The following is a 24,805-nucleotide window of genomic DNA, read 5'->3' on the forward strand; positions in this document are numbered from 1 at the left end:
CAATCAGTCGGCCGGCAGCCCACGAGCCCTCTTGGCCGCATACATGTGTTCATCCGCCAGACGCAGCAAATCGCCTTCACCAGAGGCGATGCCGGCGCTGAACCCTACCCGCCCGCCAGAATCGGCCCAGTAGCGCCGGAGCCGCCTGACAACCTGCTCGGCCTCACGACGGTCAGCACCGATCAGCATGAGCAGGAACTCGTCGCCGCCAATACGGAAGACGATGTCATCCTTGCGGACGGACCAACGCAGGGCGTCGGCGAACGCGACGAGGAGTTCGTCCCCGGCGTCGTGCCCGTGATGGTCGTTGTATCGCTTGAAGTGGTCGAGGTCGAGCAACACCACAGCCGACTCACCGGCATGCAACGATAGTCGGCGGCCGAGCGTGCTCCGGTCGAGTAGTTGGGTGAGCGCGTCGGTCTGTGCGATCTGCTCAAGCAGCGCGCTTTGCGCTTCGAGTCGAGCGATGAGCCAAGCCGGAACCTCGGCGACCAGCACCCACATGATTGCGGTCAAGACCACCTTCGCCAGGTCCGCCGGAAGCTGCTTGCCGCCACCCACCACTAAAGCCACCACGCCGAGCGGAACGACCGCTAATGAGGACCACCGCGGACAAGTGAGGCCGATGAAGGCGAAAGCAATGGTGATGGTGCCGGGGAAGTCGCGGGTCGCGTGGGAATCCATCATTCCGGCGACAATCGTGACGATCAACGACACTACTGACCACCCGATGAGCAACCTGCGTCGGTCCTGCCAGCCGAGCAACCAGCCGAGGAGCAAGACCAGACCACCGAGAACGGCCGCGCCGGCGAGAAACCAGCGCAACCGGGTCCCACCCCCGGCAGCGTAGATGCCGAGCATGGCAAGGTATCCCGTCAGCCCGATGACGTGCCACCGCCCCGCTGACGGCTGCGGGTCCACCTTGCAGGGCACCTGCCCAGAATAATTGCGGCCAGAATGCCGTATCGCGGTGCGCTCCGGCTAAGCCTTGCTGTTCTTTTCGATCCACTGGGACAGTGCGTCCTCTGTCGCGGCCGGGACCCCCACGCCGGCAGCTTTGGCGGCCTGTTCGAACCGATCGAGCAGCTCGGCCGAAACAGCGACGTTCAATTTCGAATGCGACGGCTTGGGCTTGGCCGGCGGAGCGGCCGCCACGTGCCGGGCAGCGGTCTCGTCCATCATGTCCCGGAGCGCGGGCAACTCCTTCAGCAGTGTCGCGAGATCATCGCGGTCAATACGCAACACCTCGGACGGGCCGATGGTGGTGACGGTTGCGGAACGCAATTGCCCACGGCGAAGCGCCGATTCGCCAATCACCTCGCCAGGACCGACCACAGCCACCCGGTCCGTACCGACATACACACCGGCCTCGCCGCTGAGCAGGATGAAACAGGCGTCCGACGGCGTCTGCTCGCGGATCAAAGGCCAGGGCCCAGACTGCGACGTGTGGTGCGCGGAGCGAACAAGGCGCTCCAGGTCAGCATCGGAAAACTTCTCGAAGGTACTGAATTCGCTCAAGCGACGGACATCTCGCTCGATATCGCGCTGCAGTTCCTCGTCGTCGTCCTTCATAGCGGGCTCCTGATCGACGGTGACCGTGACGTGGTGGAGCCTAACGCGAATTCGGCCTGATTCCGCCGAAGATCGCCAGGAAAAATAGCCGAGAGCAGCGAAGTGGCGGATCATGGCCTGAGCTGATTTCCGATCCACAATGTCGCGTCGTCGAGTCCTATTACGGCGCTTACGGATTCGCTCGGCCACAGCAACGGAGGCAGGAATCTACATGAGGCAGCAAGCCAACCGTGCGGGGACCCTCGCCGTCGACCTCGGCAAGACGTCGTGCCGAGCGGCCGCACATGGTCGTCGGGCTGTTGGGCCAGGTGCACCAGGGCTCGCGGTGCCCGGTGGGGTACTGGCCGCCGAGTCGGCGGTCCGCACCGTCGCCCGCGAACTCGGACCGGTCGACGAGGTGGTCGTCGGTGCGGCCGGGGCACTGGCGGCACCAGATGCGGCGCGTGCGTTGGGCATTTCGCTGCTGAGTTCGCTACAGGCCACTCGCGTCACGGTCACCAGCGACGCTGTGCTTGCGCACGCCGGTGCTCTGAAGGGACAGCCGGGCGTCGTCTTGGTCGTCGGCACCGGCGTCGTAGCGCTCGCCATCAGAGCCGACGGCACCCTGCGTACCGCTGACGGCTGGGGACCATGGTTGGGCGACGAGGGAGGTGGCGCGTGGATCGGCGGCGCAGGGCTGCGGGCTGCGCTGCGCGCCAGCGACGGCCGCGGGCCGGCGACCACCCTCCTGGACGCTGCCCGTGCACGGTTCGGTGAACCGCAGTCCTGGCCGGCACAGTTCACCGATGCAGCCGCCCTGGCAGCGTTCGCGCCCGATGTTCTGGCCGCGACATACGACGCCACCGCGCGGGCGATCGTCAGCGCTGCTGTCGAAGCGCTCGCCGCAGCCGTGCGTGGCGCCGGAGCTGGACCCGTCGCGATGGTCGGCGGACTCGGGGAGGTGGCGGCGTTACGTGCGGGACTCGACGTGCTGCCCGCCGCCGGAGACGCCCTCGATGGTGCTCTGCTGCTGGGAAAGATCCATGAACCGCATGTGATACGCCTGCAAGTGGGCGCCGCCCGACACGCTCTCGACAGCCTCAGCACCGAGGCTGCACGACCCGGCCTGCACGACCTCGACATCCGGCCCATCGGTGAGGTCGTCGCCCTACTCATCCGCGCCGAGGGTGATGCGCACGCCGTGGTTGAAGCCGCGGTCCCGCAGATCGCAGCGGCAGCCGAGGCGATCACCGCCCGACTGAAAGGCGGCGGTCGCCTGATCTATGCCGGGTCAGGGACGCCCGGACGGCTCGGCGTCCTGGACGCAGCCGAATGCGGACCGACGTTCGGCACCGACCTGGTGCGCGGTGTGATCGCCGGCGGGCCAACGGCTTTGACCCATCCGATCGAGGGCGCTGAAGACGCGTTCAACCCGACCGATTTCGCCGATCTAGCTGCCGCCGATGCGCTCGTCGGAATTACTGCCTCGGGCCGCACCCCGTACGTGCTGGGAGCGCTCGACTACGCGCGGTCACTCGGCGCGCTGACCGTCGCTGTCGTCAACAACCCGGGCAGCGAAGCGTCCGCCGAGCTGATGATCGAGGTGCTTACCGGCGCCGAGGTGCTGGCCGGGTCCACGCGTCTCACCGCGGGTACTGCGCAGAAGGTGGTGCTGAACGCTCTCTCGACAAGCGTCATGATCGCACTGGGCAAGACATATGGACCCCGGATGGTCGACGTGCGGGTGACCAACGAAAAGCTGCGACGCCGTGCGGTGCGGATGATCCGCGACGCGGCAGAGGTCGACGAGGATGTCGCGGCGGCTGCTCTGGACGCCGCGGGGGGTCACGTGAAGACCGCGATAGTCGCGCTGTTGGCACGCGTCGACGTCACTGAGGCCGCCACCCGGCTGAACCGGGCGGGTGGACGCCTGCGCGATGCACTCCGCAATTGAGCGCACGCTGGATAGAGTTACCGCCGTGAACAAGCTCACGGTTGCATTCCTGGCCACCGCCACCGCCGCGGCGTTGCAGTTGGCCGTCGCGCCCTCGGCCAACGCGAACATCTGCCCCGCCGGCGAAAACGGGGCGTCCGTCAACCTCGCCGACTGCCCGATCGGCAGCATCGCCGCAGCGGACGCGCTGGACGAGGCGCGGCAGCGCTGGCAGGGCCGGCCGCCGTGCTACACGCGGGAGGGTGTGCCGTACTACACGCCCGGCGACGCACCCTGCGCCTGATTCGGCCGGGGCCGTCTCAAGGAAAACCTGTACCCAGCCGACACGACGGCGCACAATTGGGGTGTCCGTTTGAATCTGGGGAGCCGCGATGAGCGAGCAACTGTACGACTTCTTCGGCGAGATCTTTCGCCGGTATTTCATCCCCGCTATCGACGCCTATCCGCGGAAGGGCCGCGCTCTTGTCGAGAAGTTACTCGCGCTGACAGACGACGTACCGGACAGGTTGGCGCAGAGCAGGAGCGCCGCAGCCGCGTGGGGGAGGGCAGAGGCACCGAACGCGAGAATCGCTTCAGAGCTCTTCGTCACGACCCAACATGGACTGATGTACGCCGCCCGGTTGACCGAGTCTCGGCGGGAGCTGTATTACTTGGCCACCCCGCACGGGTTGTTCGACCCGTTCGTCGACCAAGTCGACACTGCCGAAATACCCCACGAGGCAACGGTTCTGGTGGACAACAGGTTGGAGCGCGACCTCGCGACAGCTCATCCGATGGACGCGGCGCTACGCCGGATCCTCGATGAACACCTGGCGCTTCGGGTGGATCTGCCTGGCTGACGGGCGCAATCAGCTTGAGGCGCTGAGGATCTTGATGGCGAAGATGAGCGTGTCACCCGGGCGGATGCCGGCGCTGGGCTGACCCTCGGGATAGCCATCCGCGGACGTCATGGCAACCGCGACGGTTGACCCCACCTTTTGGCCGGCGATGGCCTTCTGGAAGCCGGGCACGACCCCGGTCAGCGGAAAATCGACGGGCGCACCACGTTCGTAAGTCGTGTCGAACACCGACCCGTCCCGACCGTTGACACCCATGTAGCACACCGAAACCCGGGCGGTGTTCGAGACGACCGGCCCATCGCCGGCGCGCAAGGTGTGCACCTGAGTCTGCGCCACGCTGAATGGTGCAGTCACCGTCACTTGCGGCGCAGTCGCGTCCGTGGACCCGGTGACGGCAACGTTGCCGGTGGTTCCGGCCAGCGTCCACTCCGGTGTGCCGCCGTTCTGCGGAGCGACAGTCGGGCAGGCGCCGGCGACCGCTGGCGTGGCCGCCATTGAGGGCCGCGTGTACAGATCGGAGATCGACGACGAACTCGCCGACGACGAAGACGTATTCGTGGGGGAGCCGCACGCCGTCATGGTCAGAAAAGCACCGACACAGGCAACAAACGTCAAGGCCGAAGGCACCCGGGGAAGATTCACCGGTGCCACGCTACAGAGTCGTTTCCGGTAGTTCACCGAAGGATGGCGACGAGGAACTCCGAGTCGTCACCGAAGGGTCGCAAGTCCCAGGTGGACAGCAACAGGTCCGGTGTGAATCCCGCCTGGGCGACGTCGTCCAGGAACTCGCCGAACGCGTAGTTGCGACCGGCGCCGAAGCCGATCACCGCTCGGCCGCCGCCGGCCAAGTGGGCACGCAATCGTGCCAGCACGGCGACCCGGGTACTGGGCGCGAGAAACGTCATGACGTTGCCGGCCGAGACGATGACGTCGAAGGGCTCATCGATGCCCTGGGCGGGCAGGTCGAGTTCGGCTAGGTCGGCTACCAACCAGCTCGGACCGGGATGGTCCTGCTCGGCCGCTTCGATCAGAACCGGGTCGACGTCGACGCCGACCACCTGGTGGCCGACCGACGCCAGATACCCGCCGAGACGGCCCGGGCCGCAGCCGGCGTCGAGGATACGGGCGGCGCGAGGGGCCAACGCATCCACCAGGCGAGCTTCGCCGACCAGATCGTCACCGGCGCGCGCCAGGGAGCGAAAGCGTTCGACATACCAGTGCGAGTGTCCGGGATCCGCTGCGACCTTCTGCATCCAGAGACTTTGTTCAGCCATGTGGATCATTGTCCCAAGCGCCAGCGAGGGACAGGCCCACGATCAGCCGCCGTCCGCAGCGCGTGCCAAGTCGGCTGTCGCCGAACGTAATTGATCGGCCGAGTCCAACGGTGCCGGAAACGCGACGCGGGCGCGAGCCTTACCGCCACCGGTGTGCACCGTCAGGTACACGCCGTAGCGATCGATGCCGGTGCACACCGCGGACACAGTGTCCGGATAGCCCCCGAAAGCCCGAGCCATCGCCACCAAAGCCTGCGAGTGGTCGGCGTTGAGATGCGCGACGGCGCGGGCCGACCCAAGCGCTACCGCATCCGGCGAGGCAGCGGCGTATTCAGCACCGGTGACCGAGGCCATGCGGCCGTATCCGCCTACCCAGCGCACGCGCTGGACTGTGAACAGCCACAGCGTGAAGTCGCTGAAATCCAGATACGAACTGGCGGCCGGCACGGCGTCCAGGTATGCCTGCCGAGCCGCGTCCACTTCCCGGGCCGCGGGACGGGTTACCATCCCGGCCAGGGTGACGCGGCTGCCGGCCAGTGGGTCGTCATCGGTGGTCGCCGAGACGATCGACATGCTTGCCCGCGGGTCGCCAGCCAAGTTGCGGCCGTGCTCGGCAAGGTCGGACACGCAGAGCACCGGCGTGCCACCGAGGAGCCCGTAAGCCACTAACGACGCCCACGGGTCGCCGTCGGCTGTCAGCGTGGCCAGCGTCGCCGCATTCGAGGCGGCAGCGACGGTGCGCGCTGCCTCCGCTGCTGACGGGGTATGTCCGGAGCCGCCTTGCACTCGAACCGTCACGGAGGCGAGGCTACGCGCCTGGAGCCACCGGTGGTCGGGTCATCAGGGGTAGCAGGCGACCAGTTCGACAGGTGCCCATCGGAGCCACAGCAGGCTGGTCACGCCAGCGCCACCGACCAAGGCGAATCCCGGAGCCGTACCGACCGCGAACAGGGATGAACCGGTCGCGAACAACCAGCACTGGCTCCGCAGCAACTCAGATTTCGTGGTGTCGGTAACCCGCGAATCCTACGAAATGTGGCGTGAACTGAAGTTGCCTGTGGCGACGACCGCTCAGCCGCGGGCTCCCGGTTGCCGAGCCGGCGAGAGATTTCATGACGGTTTCGGTTCTGCAAAGGTACGGCAGCTTGCCCGTGCCGCGAGGACCCGAAAGCGGTTGCCGGTCTTAGCGTGGCGGCTATGGCCAGTCCGGTTAATCGCGTGAAGCGATGGCGCTCAGCGCTGCACGCGGCCATTTCGGCGCTGATGGTTGCGGTCGCCGGGTTCGCCGTGACGCCTGTAGCTCATGCAGCCGCGGTCGCGGCGTCGCTGCGGGTGACATCGACCTGGCAGACCGGATTCATCGCCAGCTTCACAATCACGAACATGAGCATGACGCCGCTGTCGGATTGGAGGCTTGATTTCGACATGCCGGCGGGACAGTCCGTCATACACACCTGGAACAGCACTGCTACCCAATCCGGCACGCACTGGGTCATCACCCCCGCAAACTGGAATCGCGTGATCGCCCCCGGTGGTACGGCTACCGGCGGCATGCGGGGCGTGTTGAGTGGCACGTATACGGCACCGTCGAACTGCGTTTTCAACGGTCAATTTGCCTGCACCTAGAGACAATTGCGCACTGCGTTCCGGCGCCGCCGATGGCCTCAGCCGATGGGTCGCCACGCACCGAGAACAGCTTCCCGGTACCAGCCCACTCGATCGCGGACCTGAACCCCGATCCGATTCTGCGCGTTGACTCGGCTGTCAAGGATGTGTTGGTCGTCGATGAATATCACGACGTGTGAGGCATGGCCGGCATCTCCGTTGGGATGCAGATAGACCAGATCCCCGGGCTGAAACGAAGCGTCCTTGGAAATGCGCCGGCCCATCGGACCTGCGGTTCCGTCCGCTTGCCGGTGGATGTCGCCGCCGAACTTGATTCCTAGTCCGTAGTTGTAGACCCAGGCGGCGAAATTCGAGCAGTCCAAGCCTTTCCCGGGAGCCCAGGCCGTTGGCCCATTCGGGTCATCGGTATCGGGATTGTCGGCGGGCGCACCGGTATATGTCGAAGCTGGCGGATCCCAACCAGGAATGTGGTGGTGACGGTACTGCAGGCCCAGTGGATTGCCGGGTGCGTAGGTGTAGCGCATGGCAGCGGCGACAATCCGTTCCTGCTTCCACGTTGTGGAATCGCATTGAGCGTCTTGGGGGATTGCCGGTGTCGGCAACGTGTCGGCTGCTGGTCCCCACCCGCCGTTCAGGTAGTGGCTCGCAGCGTCCGTCCGGTACCAATCGGCAGCTGGCTCGCGCGACTGGGGAAGTGCGTCGCGGGCGGCGAAATCTGCCGTCAACGAGGCCCGCGCACAGGAAAACGGGTAGGAAAACTCGCCGATGCCGGCTCTGGCCAGCCCCCCGGGTAAATGGACGGCGGTCGCTGACATCGCGACCCAGAGCGCAGACCATATCGAGAAGAAAAACCTTCCTCGACGCGTCACCGGACTCCTCTGCCTTCTCGAGCAATCACTCGACGAGGCAAATGTTAACGCGCGCCCGCGAAGCGTTCGCCGCAACGGCGGTGCCGGCTACGAGGAGCGCGGCAGTGCGCTACCTTTGCGCCACTCGTCCCAACTGAGCGTCCAATCGCCGTTCTGCTCGATCTTCAGCCGCAGCCCACCGGTGTTGTGCACCTCCACGACATCGCCTGGCACGGAGAAGTCGTAGAACCATTTGGCGTTCTCGCCGTTGAGGTTCAAGCAGCCGTGCGAGGTGTCGGTATGGCCCTGGGCCCACACCGTCGAATCAAGTTGATGCAGATAGATGCCATCGATGCTGATCCTGGTGGCGTAATTGATCGTCTCGCGGTATCCGAGCCGGGAATTCTTCGGCAACCCGAAGGTCGAGGAATCCATGACGATCGGGTTGCCCCTGTCGAGCACGGTGTAGACACCCGGTGGAGTCCAGAACGACAAGGTCCGCCCGCCGACGGTCTCGGTGCCGCCCATACCCATGGAGGTGGGCATGGTCCGAACCAGTTTCCCGTGGTCGAACACGCTCACCTGCTTGGTCGTATCGTCAGCGATCGACACGTGCGCATCACCGATGCGAAATGACACCCGGCTGTCCTCCTGCCCGAACATGCCACCGCCCAACGCAATGCCGTAGATCTTGGCATCGGCCGTCACCGTGGTGCCTGGCGCGTAGTAGTGCTCGGGGCGCCAGTGGGCGTTCTGCGAGTCGACCCAAAACCAGGATCCCGGCACGGCGGGATTGGTGTTCACAACCAGCTGACGCTCGGCGGCGGCACGATCGGTGATCTGCTCGTCGAAGTGCGCGACGAGGACTGTCCCGATCCCGTAGGTGCCGCCTTCCCGCAACGCGGCCTCTGACGTCATGGTGAACGAAACCTTGGTCTGGTTGGACGGCCGCACCGTGGAAAAAGACGAAACTTGTGAGCTCTCAACGTTGTTGGTCCCGCGACTGGAGACGGTCAGGGAATAAGTGTGTGCGTAACCCAGCGGACCCGTCGGTTTCCACACGGTGCTGTCCGGTGTCATGACGCCGTCGACCGGCTTGCCGGCGTCGTTGACCATCTCCACCTTGACCAGCGTTCCCGTGTCGGCTTTCACTTGCACCGGTGTCGCCGGTTGGACGTCATGCGCGTCCGGACTCGGCGTGATCGTCACCCGCGCCGGACCCGTCGGCGGGTCGCGCAGGGAATGGAGCGCTGAGCATGCCGTCACCGTGGCGCCGAGCACGCCGATCAAGACAAGCTCGGACAGTAAAGAGCGGCGGCGCCGGCCGGAAGGCATGTTGGAACTCACCGCGAGTGAGTTAGCCAACGGCATGAGCTTCAAACCCTTGTATTGCTCACTCGAACGCGAGAGATCATGGCCTCATGCCCGACGACGAGCTGGAAGCCCTGTAGGGGGTCCCGCCGGATCAGTTCACCGCCGAACGCACAAAGTTGTCCGCAGCGGCCAGACGGCGCGGCGATACCGCTGCGGGCCAAACGGATCTCAGCAGCCCGTAAAACCCACCCCAGCGGCGTGGATCGTCACCCGGTTGGTGATCGGGCGTCGGGAGGCACGGAGTCGCTTGGCCGAGCTTGGGGATAGCCTGCGCACCGCGCACGCCGCGATGGACGGCGTGCAGATCCGGCGGTCACCGCCGCTGAGCAGGCAGCGGCGCACGCCGACAGCGTGCTTGCTGACCGACGCGCCGAACGTGACGCGGCCCGGACGCGCCGTGACGAAGCAGCGGCAAACCTCATGAAGGCAGAGCGCGCGAGGGCTGCCGCTGAGGGCAACAACGAAAAGGCTCGCCGGGCCGGCCGCGCAGCTGCGCAGTCTCTCAAGGAGGCCATGGCCCAGCTCAAGCGGGCGTAGCAAGCGCTGCTAATCGGAGCTGGCTCATCACATGAGCCGCCCTTGTCGTTGCGCTGCGCCTGATCAGAACCGCGGACAGTTCCCGGCGGCCTCCGCTACCCTGATGCAGTCTGAGGGTCTCATCGATGGCAGAGGAAGTCATTGTCTGTGATGAATGCATCGGTGAATGTGTTGCCTGATGTGGTGGTGGCCGCGGCACAGGATGTAGCGGGTGTCGGCGCGGCGCTCGACCAGGCGTACGCAGCGCTGGCACCGGCGACCACTTCGGTGGCGGCCGCGGCCCAAGACGAAGTGTCCGCCGCAATCGCCCAGTTCTTCTCCGGTCATGGGCAGGCCTTCGCGGCGGTCGGCGCCAAGGCCGCGTCGTTCCAGAACCTCTTCGCCCAGGCGCTGACGAACGCCGGCCAGCAATACGCGGCCGCCGAGAGCGCGATCGTCAGCCGCCTGCAGGCGGCCACCGCGGCGCTACACCTCCCGCCGATCTTCGGACCGCGGCCGGTACCCTCCTCGGTGCCGGTCGATCCCGCCCTGTTCGCCGGCACCTACTACGAACAGGCCAGCGTCAAGCAGTTCTTCTCGCTCGGTCTGGTGAACACCAAGGCCACGTACAGCCTCAACCCCGACGGCACGATCCGCGTTCAGAACTCGGGGAATTACTTCTTCAACGGCGGCCCGCTGTCGGCGATCACCGGTTCTGCGGTGCCGCTCAATGCGACCAACACCGCGCTGGACGTCAGCTTCTCGCCGTTCAAACTGCCGTTCAGCCTCAGCGCCCCGACCGGTAACTACATCATCGTCGCGCGCGCCCCCGACTACAGCTGGGTCCTGGTCAGCGATCCCACGGGGTTCAGCGGCTACGTCCTGACACGCAGCCAATTCATCCCGGCTCAGCAGTACCAGCAACTGGTAGGGGAGTTGGTCTCCAACGGCGTTTGGGGACCGATCACACCGACCAACCAGTACGCCTCCTGAGCGGTCCCACGCGAAAGGCTGGGCATTTCCGGGCCTTCCGGCTGTTTCAGACGCGGATGAGCTTCTGCTCGCCCATGCCGAACATGCCGTCGACCGAAAGGTTGACGTCGTCGGTGTGGATGCGTCCTTCATACCAGCCGAAGGGGCCGTAGTACTCGGCGAGCAAGCGGCGGGGGCCGGCGTGCAGCTCGGAGCGGACAGTCGGCGTGAACCGCACATCGACCTGCCCCGACCCGTCGGAATCGCGCACAATCCAGGGACCCCAGGGCCCGTCGGGACGTTCCATGTGGACGGCAGGTAGGCGATGGACTCGGTCGCCGAGCCAGACGGCGTTCTCGTTATAGCGCTGCGGGTCGCGCACCTGATTGTTGGTCAGGTTGAAGCCCTCGACCCGGCCCCCCTCGCCGCAGCGAGCTGCCGTCACCCAGTCGTACTGCATCGGCGAGGGGTAGTCCCCGTGGTGGTCGTCGAGGATCATGAACGAATGCTCGGGGTCGAACACGGTGACCTCGGCGCCGGTGCGGAGTGTGCCGGCGAACGGCATCATCGTTTTGTGCGAGTAGAGCGCACGGTCGTCGGCGAAGGGATGGCAGATCACCAGGTGTCCCGCCTCACCGGGGCCGCAGCGCCCGGCGCCGTGCAGCTCCAGCGGCGGTAGTGCGCCGCGCCCCGGGTGGCTGGCGTCTACCGCGACCAGGCCCGAGTCCATCTCGTTTGTCAGCTGGAGCGAGAAGCGTCCGACGTGACCGTGGGACCGGGTGTGGTCCAGGCCGCGAGCAACATGCACCATCGAGGTCGGCACCCTCTGCTCCCACCGACGGATCGTGGCCGCCTGCTTGTCGACGACCAGCACTTGCACCAGCGAGATCGACTTCGTGTCGTAGACGGCCCCAAGCACGAAGAGCGCGTCGTCACCGAGCTGGAACGCCTCCCACTCCTTGAGCCGGGCATTGCGGGCGACGCGCAGCAGGCGACCGCGAGCTCCGGTGACGGTGACAACGTCGAGTGGGTTGATCCGCGCGATCGGGCCGTTGTAGGTGCCGAACCGGTAGCGACCGTCGATCACTAGCTGGGCAGGTGGGGGCTCGTGCGTGCGCAACATGCCGGACGGGCCGGTCGGCGGGATCTCGGTGTCCACCGCCGGAGCGTACCGGAGGGCCGCACTGATGATCAGGGGATCCGCCAACGGATTGTCGGTGCTCAGGCAGGCGAGCGGGCCTCGGATGAACGACAGACGGTACAAATGTTCCTCTGCGCCACCAGCCGAGCATGGCTGGCACCGGTCATGACTCTGTGCTGTGACCGTTAGGGATCGTTACCGCAATCGCGATTTCGCGCTCTTATCTTTGGACGTACGAGAACGCCTGACCTGAGCGCTCGACCCACCATGACGCCTATCGGCGTCCGCAAGCCTTGGGGGCTGTCAAATGAACACCACGATCGGCACGTCTGACCCAATCGAGAAATACGCGGCCTACGAGCATGACGACTTTATCTCGGCGGTTGCAAGCATCAACGCAATTGGCTCTAGGCGGGACACAGTTTCCGTCGAATTGAAGCCGCGCTGGCGACTTACCGAAGATGAGATCGTGCGCGCGGCGATCACCATGATTTTCGTCTCCCTCATGACACTGATGGGCCTCTCCGCGGGCGCGATCTTGACGATGGGTTGGTAGGCGGCGGATCGTCACCGATTCCTGTCTGCCCGGCGGCTTGACGACGCCAACCATTCGTTCGCCGTCACGCGTTGAACCGGTTTACGCGACACTGCTGACGATCGCGATAACCAGACTCACCACGGTCAGCACGCCGACCATCACCACGGCGGCGATCGCCCGGCCGCGTCGGTGCCGGCGTAGGTCGTAGAGCGCTACCGCGATGCCGGCCAAAATCAACGCGGCATAGGCCGCCAGCCCAACTGTGAGCGCTGCCGTTGAGGCGGCGCTGGCAAGGGTCACGTTGTGCACGCCGCGAGCCTACGGCTGGGCCGGGTGAGGGGCGTACTCGCAAGCCTTCTGATTGATGAGATGAAGCGCCGAGGCGTCGGTGGCGCGAGGTTGCTTGCTCCGGATTTATCCTTCAACGATGACGACCCGACCCCGGCGCACGCAACAGGATCGGGTCGAGGAGTCGTCGAGACGTCTTGCTGCGGCGGCAGTCGCGCTGATTGCCGAGCAAGGCTACGGAGCAACGACCGCCCAGCAAATCGGGCTTCGGGCGGGTTACAGCCGAGACATGGTCCGGGTTCGGTTCGGCACAAAGGAAGCGCTCGTCGATTCCATCTTGAAAACGCTCTACGAGGACCGGCTTACAGCCGCTCCTGGCGGTGGCACAAGTGGTGCCGACATGCTGCTTGAACCCATTCGCGCGCTTCGTGATTTCGCCATCACCGATCCGGTCCTGCTGCGAGCAATGTTCGTGTTGAATTTCGAGGCGGTTCAAGCCGACGATCTACTACGCAAACGAGTGACAGAGTGGCTCAACAAGTCCACGACAAAGTTCCTGGCCGCTATCCGGATTGGGCAGGCGGACGGAACAATCGTTGCGGACGTGTCACCTGATGAACTCAGCACGGAGTTGCTGTCCACCCTTATCGGCTATGCGTACCTATGGATCGTGAACCCTGCCTCGTTCGACCTCGGCAGCACTCTTGCAGCGTGGCTGACGAAACTCGCGCGGACCCTGCAACCTTCCTGAGATCACCCTGTTCGCTGCTGCGGGTGTTCCTCCCAGGTCACCATCTTGTTATATTTGTTCGTATCCACACAACTATTTATTAAAGAGGTGCCGTGGGAACTCGCCGCCGTGTAATTGTCTGGGGACCTGGCGAAGTGGGCGCCGCCGCCATCGCCGCGGTGCTGGCTGACGACCATTTAGAGCTAGTGGGGGTCAAGGTTTTCAGTCACGGTAAGGAAGGCCGGGACGCGGGCGAACTCGCTGGAGTCGGCCCGTGCGGTGTACTTGCCACCCGGTCTACCGATGATCTTTTGGCCTCGGACGCCGACGTGGTTCTGTTGACGTGCGCCGCATCAGCGGTTGTCGGGGGACTGGACAACGATGTGATTGCCATGTTGCTGTCCGGGAAGAACGTCATCGCAACCGTCGCGTATCACAATGTGGCGCGGCCAAACTGGACGTCTGTGCACCGCCCATCCCCGGCGAAGCTTCAGGAAGCCGCAGTGCGCGGACGCGCATCACTGTACGGCGCCGGGGTCCACCCGTCGTACATGACCGAGCGGGTCGCGTTGACGCTAGCGGCTGGGTTGGGAACAGTCGATCACGTTCGCGTTGTTGAGGCTCTCGATTTCTCCCTCGCGCCGGCCGATATGTGGGGAGGACTCGGGGCCATCGGCTTCGGTGGGTCACCGGAATCACTTAGCGACGACAACATGCTTGCTCGATTCGGCGATATGTATTACGCGGACCTCGTGGCCAACCTGGCCTTCGCCATCCGCGGTGTCAGCAACGAAGAGATACGCACCGAAAGCCGGCTTGTAGGTCGCCCGGTCGCCGACCGACTGCAGCTACCGCAGATAACTGTGGAGCCAGGAAACGTCGGCGCACTACATCTGACGACCAACGCATTCGTCAGGAACGATCTCGTTGCCACGAACGAAGAAGTGTGGTTCCTGGGTGCCCCTAACGCTTTTCGAGGTGACGATCTTCCATTCGAGGGTTGGAAGCAGGGACTGATCGGCTACACAATCGAAGCTCGCAACAGCAGTACCCGGCTCCGGAGCCAGATCGAGTACGAGATCTTCGGCCCCCCCAATCCCGTTACGCAGATGTCGGTGCGCTCGATTATCGACGCCATTGACCCTGTGTGCCGCGCCCAGCCGGGAGTTCTTATCGACGATGCCACCCACCATGTGCGCCCTGATCCCCGACTCAGTTCGATCTGAAGTCCGCCAGCTTCATCAACCCAACGCAGACGCGCGGCGGCATAGGTGCTCAAGTTGAGAGATGCGGCGTTTAGTTGACATAATGTCGCTTATCGGCAAAGGGCGCGTCCTGGGCGAACGGAAGGGCTCGAGCCGAGCTCCAGGCAACACCGGTGCTCCACGGCTCGGTCGCATGTCGTGCGACCTACGGGCGGCCCGATTGCGTGGCACTCATTCCTCGGAAGGCGCCCGAACTCGCCCAGGCGCCAATAGCCGACCGCCGGCGAAGCCCCAGCCGCCAAAAGCCGACCGCCGGCGAACCCGGACCCAACAGTCAGGCGATCCTGCCTCCTATCACCTCCGCGCCACCAGCAATACGTCACTGTGACGAATTAGTCTGCAGCGCAGGGCTTCTGACGCAGGTGCAACGATCGCGACTGGATGCCATCCGCGCCGCCCTGGCCACCCGAGCAGTCGTCTCGGCACTGCCACGGCCGCTCGGCTACACGGATGTCGACGACGGCCGACGGACCGGCCCACGGGCACCGACCGCCCCCCAGCCCCCTTTAGTCAACCGGTATGTGCTGCCGCAGCCAAGCGCACTCGCGACATCAAAACGTCACTGTGACGAATGGATCTGCGGCGCAGATCTTTTCGAGCAACGCCCGATGACTACCTTCGCCACCGGGCTGGGCGTACCCCCGACAGTCAAAACCCGCGTCCGGACGCCGCAATCGTGGCTGCCAGGCGGAACGGCGATGCTCCGAAACATTTGCGTATGTCATGTGCCTGGCGTGACCGCTTGACCACCTGCGTCGCTCAGATAATTCTGGCTACTAACCAAGCGTTCCCTCGCCTAGTAGCCACGCGGCCAGCGACGTCCGCTTGGTTTGCGCTTGTGCGCAAACGAGTTACGTGGGCGCGATCGGCACAACGGTGGTTGCCATACCGGGACGGCTCCTCAGCCATTGCGACGGAACGCCTACGGAACAAAGGAGCGACCGATTCAGCACATCGAGCAGCACGGCGATCAAGCCAGCGGCCAAGGGCCACAGACGTCACGAAGCGACCGTGTGCGATCCGTCCTGCAGCATGACCTGCCCGCCTCCCTAGTGGTCTTTCTGATCGCACTCCCACTCTCGGTCGGAATCGCGATCGCTTCGGGCGCGCCGGTGCTCTCGGGTCTGATCTCTGCCGTCGTCGGAGGGATCGTCGTCGGACTCATCGGTGGCGCGCCGCTGGCGGTCAGCGGTCCGGCCAACGGCATGATGGTCGTCACCGCCGGCCTCGTCACGCAATTCGGTTGGCGCGTGACGTGTTTGTTCACCGTGGCCGCTGGTGTCCTGCAACTCATCCTCGGACTCAGCCGGATTGCCCGGGCAGTACTGGTAATCTCGCCCGTCGTCGTACACGCGATGCTGGCCGGCATCGGCATCACCATCGCCCTTCAGCAGACGCACGTCCTGCTGGGTGGCGAGTCGCACAGTACCGCCTGGGAAAACATCGTTCAGCTGCCGGCACAGATTGCCGACGCAGAACGGCCGGGCGTGTTTCTGGGCGTCCTGGTGATCGCGATCATGGTTGCCTGGCACTGGGCGCCACCCAAAGTGGCCGCTATTCCCGGTCCCCTCGTGGCCATCGCCGTGGCAACCATCATCTCGCTGATCTTTCCGTTCGAACTGGACCGCATCAAACTCACCGGCTCACCGCTGGATGCAGTCGCGCTGCCGGCCCTGCCCGAAGGAAACTGGGGCGCGGTAGCGATCAGCATCGTCACGGTTGCCTTCATCGCCAGCGTCGAGAGCCTGCTGGGAGCCGTCGCGATCGACAGGATGCATCACGGTAAGCCCACCAACTTCAATCGCGAATTGGCCGGACAGGGCGTCGCGAACATGACGTCCGGAATGATCGGCGGGCTCCCGGTCGCCGCAGCAATCGTGCGCAGCTCCGCCAACGTCCAGGCGGGCGCCCGAACCCGCGCCGCGACGGTCATGCACAGCGTTTGGATCCTGGTCTTCACCCTGTTCTTCTCCGGTCTGATCCAACAGATCCCGTCCGCCGCCCTCGCCGGACTGCTCGTCTTCGTGGGTATCCGACTGCTGCAACCGGCTCATATCGAAACCGCCGTGCGCAACGGCGACCTGGCGGTCTATGTGGTGACCGTCGCCGGCGTAGTCTTTCTCAACCTCATGCAGGGCGTGCTGATCGGACTCGCGCTGGCCATCGCGTTGACGGCGTGGAAGGTGATGTGGTTCAGGATCCACGCCGAACGCGATGGCGACGATTGGCGCGTAGGCGTTGAGGGCGCGTGTACATTCTTGTCCTTACCCCGGCTGACCAAGGTGCTGGCCGCCATCCCGGAGGGCACGGCCGTCACGGTCACCATGTCGGTTATCTACCTCGACCATGCCGCACATCAGGCGATTGCCGATTGGCAACGACGACATCAGGCGACCGGAGGAACCGTCCATATCAACGGCGGTGTGCACACCGGCCGTCGCGCACGCCATGCGATGGATGACCTCACCGAAGAGGAAAGGCCCGGAGCGACCGCGTAGTTGGACACGCCTCCGATCGGCCCGGCTACGCACCTTCGTGGTCGCAATGGCCGGCAGAGCGATCGTCGGCGTCGACAAGCGGTTGCGCTGGCCACCGGCGCACCTACTCGCAATCGCCCACCTGGTCGATGACCTTCTTCAACGGCGCGGCGGGCGTAACACTGGGAACGTAGCCGGGATTGTCGGCGGACCAGGCGATCTTGGAGCAGTAACCGGGGCCGGTCGGCTGAGCGGCCCGCCACGTTTCCAAAGTCGGCCGGCAGTTGTAAGTGTCGGATTGATTGGCGAAGACGGCGCGGTCGGGCATGCCGGGTCCGTGTTGCCAGATGATTAGGCCACTCGAGATCGGCAGATCGCACGGCGAATTCGGGATCGGGACGGTGCGCACGTCGCCGTGAGCCGTCGGGGCGAGCGGGAACGACGCACAGGCTGCCATCGTCAAGGCGGCTGTGGCGATCGAGCGAATCATCAGTTGGCTGCCCCCTTTTCTGCTCGGTATCGGGTAGCCGTATTCGAGCGTGCTCGTTCTAGGTTAACCCCCGGAGTCCACCAGCAAACGGCTGTTCCTGCGGGTTTACGATGACGCCGTGGCCGATGTGACGGTGGCGATATTCACGTTCACCCGAAACGAAGCGACGGCCGTGGCGGAGTTGCTGGCACGCCTGTGTGTCGACCTACCGATTTTCGGAACAACGGTCTGGGCTCCGACCGGACCGGCCGAGGCGGCGTTGCAGGGCCGCCTGTCTGACGGACGCACGGCCAGACTGGAGCACCATGCGCTGAGCGCCCAAGGGAACGTTGTTGCCGCGGCCGCACTGAGCAGGGCGACCCGAGACAATCGCGCCGACTACTACGTCTTCTATGGCTGCTGCGGAACGGTAGACCCCGACTTGATTGGCCAGGTGTTTCGGGCCGAGAAAGTGTCATACCTGTCGCTGGGGGTGGTGGCCGCCGCCGCCGAGGGCGAAGTCGTCAAGTTGCAGAACAAGTGGATCGTCCGCACGCAACCCGCCGAACAAGCTCCGCTGGAAGCGATCGAGCTGCGGGCCGGCTCAGCAGGCGCTCCAGGTTCCGTGTGGGGGTTGGACGTCCCGGACGCTCACGTTCTCGCCACCGACAAGGTCATCAAGATTTCCCCAGGTGTGGCACCGGCGCCGCTGAATTCGTCATCGGGCGGTGCGGTCTACGCCAAGGAGAACTGGTCGTACTCTTTGGCGCTTGCCCTCTACTCTCACATGGCGACCATGCCGGTACTCGTCGACATGGAGTCCTTCGGTATCGCTTCGGCGATGCGGTCGCTGGGTTTGTGTGAGCGAGTCCTTGTCCTGCGCGTCGCGTCAGACGCACTGAGTGACAAGGCAGACCAAACGGATCAAGATCAACTCGACTTCCTCAGAGCGGGTTTGGCGGAGCTGGCTGCAGCGGTGGCCACTATCTTGGGAATCTGATGGCGCAGCAACGGATACCGCGGACACTCGAAGACGAGGTGCGAAGATTGCGGGCCGGGATGGTCAAGCACCCACCCTCGACGCGTGACCCGCGCGAAGCGGAAATGGTTCGTGTCGTTTCGGCGGCATCACTAGCCTGGGATGGTCAACTGGACCGCGTTGATCGTTTCTCACTTCCGCTCCTGCCGTCTGGCACGCAGACCCACGACCGGGCAAACCCCGCGATGACGTCGCAACTCTTCCTGGAACAGGTGGCTTCCGACTATCGACGAGTGGCATCCTGCTCGCTCGACCTCCGCGAGACGGAAGCACGGCGCAACACCCGCGAGGGTGCGACGGCCCTCGAACGCGCCGGTGTCGCCAGTCGGCCCGTCGCGCCACTGGCCATCGGGCAATACCTCGCGGCGTGCGCAGCCGCCGGAGACCTGACGAGGCTGCTAGCGCCCTGGCTGTCGCCCGCCGACGACACCGGACCGCGATACGCGGCGGCGTTCGGCGATGTTCTCGGGCCGATGATCCAAGCCGCACTGGATCTTCCACACACCGCCACGACGATCGCGCTCCCGGAATGGGCCGGCAAGGTCGGAAAGGCATGGTGCGAAAAGTTTCTCGCGACAGGGGCCGAAATTCTCAATCACCCGGCGCTGCTCACCCGTTCACAAACCGAAGGACGAGCGATGATGACGTCTCGGCAAAGCTCGGTGGACGTTTCGCGGACCACTAACGAAATCATCGCGCTCGCCGAAGCTTTCCGGCGGGTGGTCGATGTCCGGGTCAGTGAGACTGCAGATCAGCCGAAGATCGACCTCGTTCTCTCCGGCGACCCGCTCAGCAGAGAGGAATTCGACCGGTTCACCAGTAGCACACAGAACATTGCGGCCAGTGTGACGATTCTGTCTTCTTAAACCCGCTGCGGCGGGAAGTACATCTCCTGTCGCACGGTACACACCAAGTCGCCGTTGCGGTTGAACATGGTTCCGTTGGCCAGCGCGAGGGAGTCCGCGCTGCTCGGCGAAGAGCGGTCAAACAGAAGCCAATCCGACAACACGGCGGGTGAGTGGAACCACACGGAATGGTCCCGCTGCGAAGACTCTCCAACTCCCCCATGCGCGGCGAATGCCGGCTCGGTCAACGTCACCGCCGACAGATAGACCACCAGGCTCGCGGTCAGCACCCGATCGTCGGGAACCGCGCCGTCCGGTCGCCACCACATCGCCGACCGCGCCGGAGGCTCGTTCTTACTATCGACGAGGCGGCGTTCGAACCAGCGCAGGCTGGCCCAGCGTCCCCGGGTACTCTCATCGGACTCAGCGAGGTGCGGGGGCACCCAAGGCAACGTCTCCGGCGCGGGCGCCGGTGGAATCGGCGGTTGGTAGACCACCTGAGCGGACGCGGGATCGGCGACCTTGAACGACGACATCGCCTCCATCAGAATTTTCCCGTCCTGGCGCGCGGTAACCCGGCGCGCCGAAAAGGTCCGTCCCTCTTGTAGATTCACCACCTCGAAATCCACCGTACGGCGGGCGTCGCCCGGGCGGAGGAAATACGTGTGCACGCTGTGTGGCGTGCGGCCCGGCGCGGTGTGACTCGCCGCCAGGAACGCCTGGGCCGAAATGTGTCCACCGAGGATGTGGTTGGCCGGCGCGGGCAGTTGCCGGCCGACGAAGAGCCACGGATCGACGCGCGCGAGCTTCAGCGTGGCAAGCACGTCGCCGAGAGAGGATGACATCGCCCCGTATCTTGCCCGATCACAACCCAGCCAGACTCAGCAGCTGAGTTGCCGGTATCGCTGTAGCCGCCGCAGCGCCGTCTCTGACGCCGCAGCAGTGACCGGTCGTAGAGCTCTGACCAGTTCGGCGCGCACGACGGGGACGTCGAAATGCATGCCTATTGCCACCAGAGAGTTCCCGACGGCCCGAGGCGGCGCCTTGGCAATGTGGATGCCACTACCGACGAGATTAAGGACATAGGTTCGGGTCGACCGCCCGTGCCGCACCGCCACCACACCTTTGAGCCGGAATACTCCGTCGGGCGGCTGTTCGACCAGGTCGAACAGCGCATCGAGGTCGACACATCCGGTACTGGTGACGGTGACGGCATCAGCGTGGACGTGGTCGTGGGTGTGCTCGGTGTCGAGCCATAACTCTCGGAACGAAAGTTGCCCCACTTCTTCGGCCGATTGCAGCGAGTCGAACAGCAGCGCCGGATCGATGCGGCCTCCCGTGGTGCCCACCACCTGAACCCTTGGGTTTCGTTGCGCCACACGTTCCCTGACGCGTTGCAACACCACTGGCCGCTGTTCTTCGGGCACCTGGTCGAGCTTGTTGACCACCACCAGCGAGGCCACGCCGTAGCGCACGGGAGGCAGCTCGGTGCGATCGACGGTGTCAAAGTGGTTGACAGCGTCGACAACATCGACCAGGCCGCCGCTTCGGACCCCAGACAACTTGCTGAAGCCGATGATCCGCGCGATCGACACCGGATCGGCCAGCCCGCTGGCCTCGACGATGATGGCGTCGAGCCGACGGGCGGGATCCGCGAGCTTGACCAGAGCGTCGTCGAGCCCGCCGTCGTCGGGCAGGCAGCAGATGCATCCTCCGGCGATCGAGGCGGGCTCGTCGACCTGGCCGGCGACCAGTGCGGCGTCGACGTTGAGCTCGCCGAAGTCGTTGACCACTACCCCGATTCGCGTGCCCGGGGCACGCAGCAAATGGTTCAGCAGGGTTGTCTTGCCGGCGCCGAGATGACCGGTGAGCGCGATCACAGGTATCGCAGACAACACGCGCTCCCGACGTCGGCAACAGGTCATGGCAAGGCTAGCCGGAGCGTTCGTCGGCCCGGTCACCCTAGCCGTTTTCTTAGGTTTGGCTACCAGTGCCGTAGGCTTTGCGGCGATTTGTGAACGCAAACGCGCACCCCTAGGCGCTCAACCGACCGAACGGACTTCAAGCAAGTGATCATCGGAATACCACGTGAGTCTCTCCCCGGTGAGACGCGTGTTGCCGCCACACCGCAGACCGTCGGGCAACTCATCAAGCTCGGCTACTCGGTGGTCGTCGAATCCGAGGCCGGGACCGCCGCGAGCTTCCTGGACAGCGCTTACGTCGAGGCAGGCGCCGATATCGGGTCGAAAGAGCAGGCATTGACCGCCGACGTTGTGTTGAAGGTCAACGCCCCGAACGACGACGAAATCGCGGCCGTGCGCGATGGTGCGACCCTGGTCAGCCTCATCTCCCCCGGCCTGCACCCCGAGTTGGTCGAGAAACTGACCACCCGCAAGATCACCGTGCTGGCCATGGACGCGGTGCCACGCATCTCGCGGGCCCAGTCGCTGGACGTGCTGTCGTCGATGGCCAACATCGCCGGCTACCGGGCGGTGATTGAAGCGGCCCACGCCTTCGGCCGGTTCTTCACCGGTCAGGTGACCGCCGCCGGCAAAGTGCCGCCAGCCAAGGTGCTCGTCGTGGGCGCGGGAGTGGCCGGGCTCTCGGCGATCGGGGCAGCCGGCAGCCTGGGTGCCATCGTGCGCGCCACCGACCCCCGCCCAGAGGTCGCGGATCAGGTGAAATCACTTGGTGGCGAATATATTTCGGTGGACGACAGCGAAGCCGAAGTATCCGCCACCGGCTACGCCAAGGAAATGAGCGACGACTACAAGGCCCGTGAGGCCCAGTTGTACGCCGAGCAGTGCCAGGACGTCGACATCATCATTACCACCGCGTTGATCCCCGGCAGACCCGCGCCGCGGATCATCACGGCGGACATGGTGGCCGCCATGACCCCGGGCAGCGTCATCGTCGACATGGCCGCCGCCAACGGCGGCAACGTCGAGGGCACGGTCAAAGACCAGCTCGTCGTCACCGACAACGACGTGACCATCATCGGCTTTACCGACCTGGCCGGACGGCTGCCCGCTCAGTCCTCCCAGCTCTATGGCACCAACCTGGTCAACCTGCTGAAGCTGATGACCCCCGAGAAGGACGGACAGTTGGTCCTGAACTTCGAGGACGTGGTCCAGCGGTCCATCACCGTGGTCCGTGACGGCGAATCCACCTGGCCTCCGCCGCCGGTCCAGGTCTCCGCCGCACCCGCCGTCGCGGCGGCTGCCACGCCGGCCAAGGAGTCGCACGCCAAGCAGCCGATGTCCAACAAGCGCCGGCTGACGACCACCCTCATCGCCGCCGCGGTGCTGTTCGGCCTGATCGCGATCTCACCGGCCGCCCTGCAGGTGCACCTGACGGTGTTCGCGCTGGCCATTGTGATCGGCTACTACGTGATCGGCCACGTCCATCACGCCCTGCACACCCCGCTGATGTCGGTGACGAATGCGATCTCCGGAATCATCGTGCTGGGCGCCCTGCTGCAGATCGGAAAAGAGAACCTCCCGATCACCGTGGTGTCCTGTGCGGCGATCCTGCTGGCCAGCATCAACATCTTCGGCGGCTTCGCGGTGACGCGACGCATGCTGGCCATGTTCTCCCGCAGCTGAGCCTGCGCACCCAAACGGAGGATCATCCCTTGTTCACGATAGAAACCGCCGCCAAAGCGGCATACGTCGTCGCGGCCCTGCTGTTCATCCTTGCGCTCGCCGGGCTGTCCAAGCACGAAACATCGCGGGCCGGGAACACTTTCGGCATCTTCGGCATGGCCGTCGCGCTCGTCGCGACCATCGCGCTGGCCATCAACGGACACATCGAGTCGCTTGGGGTGGCGCTGCTGGTCGGCGCCGTGGCGGTCGGTGCCGCGATCGGCCTGTGGCGCGCCCGGGTGGTCGAGATGACCGGCATGCCCGAACTGATCGCGCTGCTGCACTCGTTCGTCGGTCTGGCGGCGGTGCTGGTCGGCTGGAACGGTTACCTGTTCGTCGAGCACAATCCCGGCGGCGCCGAGGCCGCCACCCTGCGCGCGGAGGGCCTGGGTGGAATCCACTCAGCCGAGGTCGTCATCGGCGTCTTCATCGGTGCCGTGACCTTCACCGGTTCGATCGTGGCCAACCTCAAGCTTTCGGCGCGGATCAAATCCGCACCAATGATGCTGCCGGGCAAGAACTTCCTCAACGTCGGCGCACTGGTGCTCTTCGCCGCCCTGACGGTGTGGTTCGTGATCAACCCGACCATCTGGCTGCTCGCCGCGGTGACCCTGCTCGCCCTGCTGCTGGGCTGGCATCTGGTCGCATCGATCGGTGGCGGCGACATGCCGGTCGTGGTCTCGATGCTGAACAGCTACTCGGGGTGGGCCGCGGCCGCATCCGGCTTCCTGCTGAGCAATGACCTGCTGATCATCACCGGCGCTCTGGTCGGTTCCTCCGGTGCGTACCTGTCCTACATCATGTGCAAGGCGATGAACCGCTCGTTCATCTCGGTGATCGCCGGGGGCTTCGGCATCGAGGCCGGCCCCGCGGACGACAAGGATTACGGGGAGCATCGGGAGATCACTGCCGAAGGGGCCGCCGAGATGCTCGGTTCGGCCGACTCGGTGATCATCACGCCCGGATACGGCATGGCTGTCGCGCAGGCCCAGAACGCTGTCGCCGATCTGACCCGCAAGCTGCGCGCCCGCGGCGTCAACGTCCGGTTCGGCATCCACCCGGTGGCAGGACGTCTGCCCGGCCACATGAACGTGCTGCTGGCCGAAGCGAAGGTGCCCTACGACATCGTGCTGGAAATGGACGAGATCAACGACGACTTCTCCGACACCGCCGTGGTCCTGGTGATCGGCGCCAATGACACCGTCAACCCGGCAGCCGCCGAAGACCCGAGCAGCCCCATCGCGGGCATGCCTGTTCTGACCGTCTGGGACGCCGACAACGTTATCGTCTTCAAGCGATCGATGGCCTCGGGCTACGCCGGTGTGCAGAACCCGCTGTTCTTCCGGGAGAACACCGCGATGCTGTTCGGCGATGCCCGCGACCGCGTGGAAGCGATCCTCGCGGCGCTCTGACAT

Annotated in this window: 26 protein-coding genes; 14 read left to right on the forward strand and 12 right to left on the reverse strand. The window is 65.0% G+C overall.

The window, feature by feature from the left end; all coding sequences use genetic code 11:
- Positions 1-3: 3 nt before the first annotated feature.
- Both JX552_RS16895 and JX552_RS16900 read right to left on the reverse strand, forming a co-directional pair.
- On the reverse strand, positions 4-717 hold the full coding sequence (locus tag JX552_RS16895) for a GGDEF domain-containing protein (protein ID WP_241010595.1): 714 nt from the start codon (positions 715-717) through the stop codon (positions 4-6).
- A gap of 264 nt (positions 718-981) precedes the next feature.
- Positions 982-1,572 carry a cyclic nucleotide-binding domain-containing protein gene (locus JX552_RS16900; RefSeq protein WP_205873204.1) on the reverse strand — a complete coding sequence of 197 codons (591 nt, stop codon included), beginning with the start codon at positions 1,570-1,572 and terminating at the stop codon, positions 982-984.
- 211 nt (positions 1,573-1,783) lie between these two features.
- On the opposite strand from JX552_RS16900, the gene murQ reads away from it, so the two are divergent.
- From murQ to JX552_RS16920, 3 genes are all read left to right on the forward strand, one after another.
- On the forward strand, positions 1,784-3,505 hold the full coding sequence (murQ, locus tag JX552_RS32440) for an N-acetylmuramic acid 6-phosphate etherase (protein WP_241010596.1): 1,722 nt from the start codon (positions 1,784-1,786) through the stop codon (positions 3,503-3,505).
- A 25-nt stretch (positions 3,506-3,530) separates the two neighbouring features.
- The gene (locus JX552_RS16915; RefSeq protein WP_205873205.1) at positions 3,531-3,788 is read left to right on the forward strand and encodes a hypothetical protein; all 258 of its coding nucleotides are present in this window, start codon (positions 3,531-3,533) and stop codon (positions 3,786-3,788) included.
- 88 nt (positions 3,789-3,876) lie between these two features.
- On the forward strand, positions 3,877-4,344 hold the full coding sequence (locus JX552_RS16920) for a glucose-6-phosphate dehydrogenase (protein WP_205873206.1): 468 nt from the start codon (positions 3,877-3,879) through the stop codon (positions 4,342-4,344).
- Positions 4,345-4,353: 9 nt separating this feature from the next.
- Here the strand turns inward: JX552_RS16920 and JX552_RS16925 are convergent, their stop codons facing one another.
- The gene (locus JX552_RS16925; protein ID WP_205878500.1) at positions 4,354-4,923 is read right to left on the reverse strand and encodes an FKBP-type peptidyl-prolyl cis-trans isomerase; all 570 of its coding nucleotides are present in this window, start codon (positions 4,921-4,923) and stop codon (positions 4,354-4,356) included.
- On the opposite strand from JX552_RS16925, the gene JX552_RS16930 reads away from it, so the two are divergent.
- The gene (locus JX552_RS16930; RefSeq protein ID WP_205878772.1) at positions 4,850-5,017 is read left to right on the forward strand and encodes a hypothetical protein; all 168 of its coding nucleotides are present in this window, start codon (positions 4,850-4,852) and stop codon (positions 5,015-5,017) included. The two genes, JX552_RS16925 and JX552_RS16930, sit on opposite strands and share 74 nt — an antisense overlap.
- A 1-nt stretch (position 5,018) precedes the next feature.
- Here JX552_RS16930 and JX552_RS16935 read toward each other — a convergent pair whose 3' ends face one another.
- A complete protein-coding gene (locus tag JX552_RS16935) occupies positions 5,019-5,618 on the reverse strand; it encodes a class I SAM-dependent methyltransferase (RefSeq protein ID WP_205873207.1) in 600 nt (199 codons plus the stop codon).
- A 42-nt stretch (positions 5,619-5,660) separates the two neighbouring features.
- Positions 5,661-6,416: a HugZ family pyridoxamine 5'-phosphate oxidase gene (locus JX552_RS16940; protein ID WP_205873208.1), complete on the reverse strand. Its 756-nt coding sequence runs from the start codon at positions 6,414-6,416 to the stop codon at positions 5,661-5,663.
- A gap of 399 nt (positions 6,417-6,815) precedes the next feature.
- On the opposite strand from JX552_RS16940, the gene JX552_RS16945 reads away from it, so the two are divergent.
- The gene (locus JX552_RS16945) at positions 6,816-7,244 is read left to right on the forward strand and encodes a cellulose-binding domain-containing protein (RefSeq protein ID WP_205873209.1); all 429 of its coding nucleotides are present in this window, start codon (positions 6,816-6,818) and stop codon (positions 7,242-7,244) included.
- 38 nt (positions 7,245-7,282) lie between these two features.
- Here JX552_RS16945 and JX552_RS16950 read toward each other — a convergent pair whose 3' ends face one another.
- On the reverse strand, positions 7,283-8,059 hold the full coding sequence (locus JX552_RS16950) for an NlpC/P60 family protein (protein ID WP_205873210.1): 777 nt from the start codon (positions 8,057-8,059) through the stop codon (positions 7,283-7,285).
- Positions 8,060-8,200: 141 nt separating this feature from the next.
- Entirely contained in the window at positions 8,201-9,463 is a 1,263-nt protein-coding gene (locus JX552_RS16955) for a L,D-transpeptidase (RefSeq protein WP_205873211.1), read from the reverse strand.
- A gap of 690 nt (positions 9,464-10,153) precedes the next feature.
- Between JX552_RS16955 and JX552_RS16960 the strand changes: the two genes are divergently transcribed.
- Positions 10,154-10,975 (forward strand): PE domain-containing protein, encoded by an 822-nt coding sequence (locus JX552_RS16960; RefSeq protein WP_241010597.1) that lies wholly within the window; start codon positions 10,154-10,156, stop codon positions 10,973-10,975.
- A gap of 46 nt (positions 10,976-11,021) precedes the next feature.
- Here JX552_RS16960 and JX552_RS16965 read toward each other — a convergent pair whose 3' ends face one another.
- A complete protein-coding gene (locus JX552_RS16965; protein ID WP_241010598.1) occupies positions 11,022-12,113 on the reverse strand; it encodes a DUF2804 family protein in 1,092 nt (363 codons plus the stop codon).
- A 289-nt stretch (positions 12,114-12,402) separates the two neighbouring features.
- On the opposite strand from JX552_RS16965, the gene JX552_RS16970 reads away from it, so the two are divergent.
- Positions 12,403-12,651 (forward strand): hypothetical protein, encoded by a 249-nt coding sequence (locus JX552_RS16970; RefSeq protein WP_205873212.1) that lies wholly within the window; start codon positions 12,403-12,405, stop codon positions 12,649-12,651.
- Positions 12,652-12,732: 81 nt separating this feature from the next.
- Here the strand turns inward: JX552_RS16970 and JX552_RS16975 are convergent, their stop codons facing one another.
- The gene (locus JX552_RS16975; protein ID WP_205873213.1) at positions 12,733-12,942 is read right to left on the reverse strand and encodes a hypothetical protein; all 210 of its coding nucleotides are present in this window, start codon (positions 12,940-12,942) and stop codon (positions 12,733-12,735) included.
- Positions 12,943-13,060: 118 nt separating this feature from the next.
- Between JX552_RS16975 and JX552_RS16980 the strand changes: the two genes are divergently transcribed.
- The 3 genes from JX552_RS16980 (at position 13,061) to JX552_RS16990 (ending at position 17,414) form a co-directional block, all read left to right on the forward strand.
- Entirely contained in the window at positions 13,061-13,672 is a 612-nt protein-coding gene (locus tag JX552_RS16980; protein ID WP_205873214.1) for a TetR/AcrR family transcriptional regulator, read from the forward strand.
- Between the two features lie 92 nt (positions 13,673-13,764).
- On the forward strand, positions 13,765-14,877 hold the full coding sequence (locus JX552_RS16985; RefSeq protein ID WP_277395992.1) for a hypothetical protein: 1,113 nt from the start codon (positions 13,765-13,767) through the stop codon (positions 14,875-14,877).
- A gap of 983 nt (positions 14,878-15,860) precedes the next feature.
- Positions 15,861-17,414 (forward strand): SulP family inorganic anion transporter, encoded by a 1,554-nt coding sequence (locus JX552_RS16990; RefSeq protein WP_205878503.1) that lies wholly within the window; start codon positions 15,861-15,863, stop codon positions 17,412-17,414.
- Between the two features lie 103 nt (positions 17,415-17,517).
- On the opposite strand, the gene JX552_RS16995 is transcribed toward JX552_RS16990, so the two are convergent.
- Complete coding sequence (locus JX552_RS16995) at positions 17,518-17,883, reverse strand: hypothetical protein (protein ID WP_205873216.1); 366 nt, start codon at positions 17,881-17,883, stop codon at positions 17,518-17,520.
- Positions 17,884-18,001: 118 nt separating this feature from the next.
- Between JX552_RS16995 and JX552_RS17000 the strand changes: the two genes are divergently transcribed.
- Both JX552_RS17000 and JX552_RS17005 read left to right on the forward strand, forming a co-directional pair.
- Positions 18,002-18,862, forward strand: coding sequence for a phosphorylase family protein (locus JX552_RS17000; RefSeq protein ID WP_205873217.1), 861 nt, complete (start codon positions 18,002-18,004; stop codon positions 18,860-18,862).
- On the forward strand, positions 18,862-19,767 hold the full coding sequence (locus JX552_RS17005; protein ID WP_205873218.1) for an MIP/aquaporin family protein: 906 nt from the start codon (positions 18,862-18,864) through the stop codon (positions 19,765-19,767). Before JX552_RS17000 ends, JX552_RS17005 begins: the two co-directional genes overlap by 1 nt.
- Here JX552_RS17005 and JX552_RS17010 read toward each other — a convergent pair.
- The gene (locus JX552_RS17010; RefSeq protein WP_205873219.1) at positions 19,764-20,591 is read right to left on the reverse strand and encodes an acyl-CoA thioesterase; all 828 of its coding nucleotides are present in this window, start codon (positions 20,589-20,591) and stop codon (positions 19,764-19,766) included. The two genes, JX552_RS17005 and JX552_RS17010, sit on opposite strands and share 4 nt — an antisense overlap.
- A 36-nt stretch (positions 20,592-20,627) precedes the next feature.
- Positions 20,628-21,641, reverse strand: a complete 1,014-nt coding sequence (locus JX552_RS17015) for a CobW family GTP-binding protein (RefSeq protein ID WP_205873220.1) — start codon at positions 21,639-21,641, stop codon at positions 20,628-20,630.
- Positions 21,642-21,815: 174 nt separating this feature from the next.
- Between JX552_RS17015 and JX552_RS17020 the strand changes: the two genes are divergently transcribed.
- Entirely contained in the window at positions 21,816-23,351 is a 1,536-nt protein-coding gene (locus tag JX552_RS17020; RefSeq protein WP_205873221.1) for a Re/Si-specific NAD(P)(+) transhydrogenase subunit alpha, read from the forward strand.
- A gap of 29 nt (positions 23,352-23,380) precedes the next feature.
- Positions 23,381-24,802, forward strand: a complete 1,422-nt coding sequence (gene pntB, locus JX552_RS17025; RefSeq protein WP_205873222.1) for a Re/Si-specific NAD(P)(+) transhydrogenase subunit beta — start codon at positions 23,381-23,383, stop codon at positions 24,800-24,802.
- Positions 24,803-24,805 lie beyond the last annotated feature (3 nt).

The organism is Mycobacterium gordonae (assembly GCF_017086405.1).
GTDB lineage: Bacteria > Actinomycetota > Actinomycetes > Mycobacteriales > Mycobacteriaceae > Mycobacterium > Mycobacterium gordonae_D.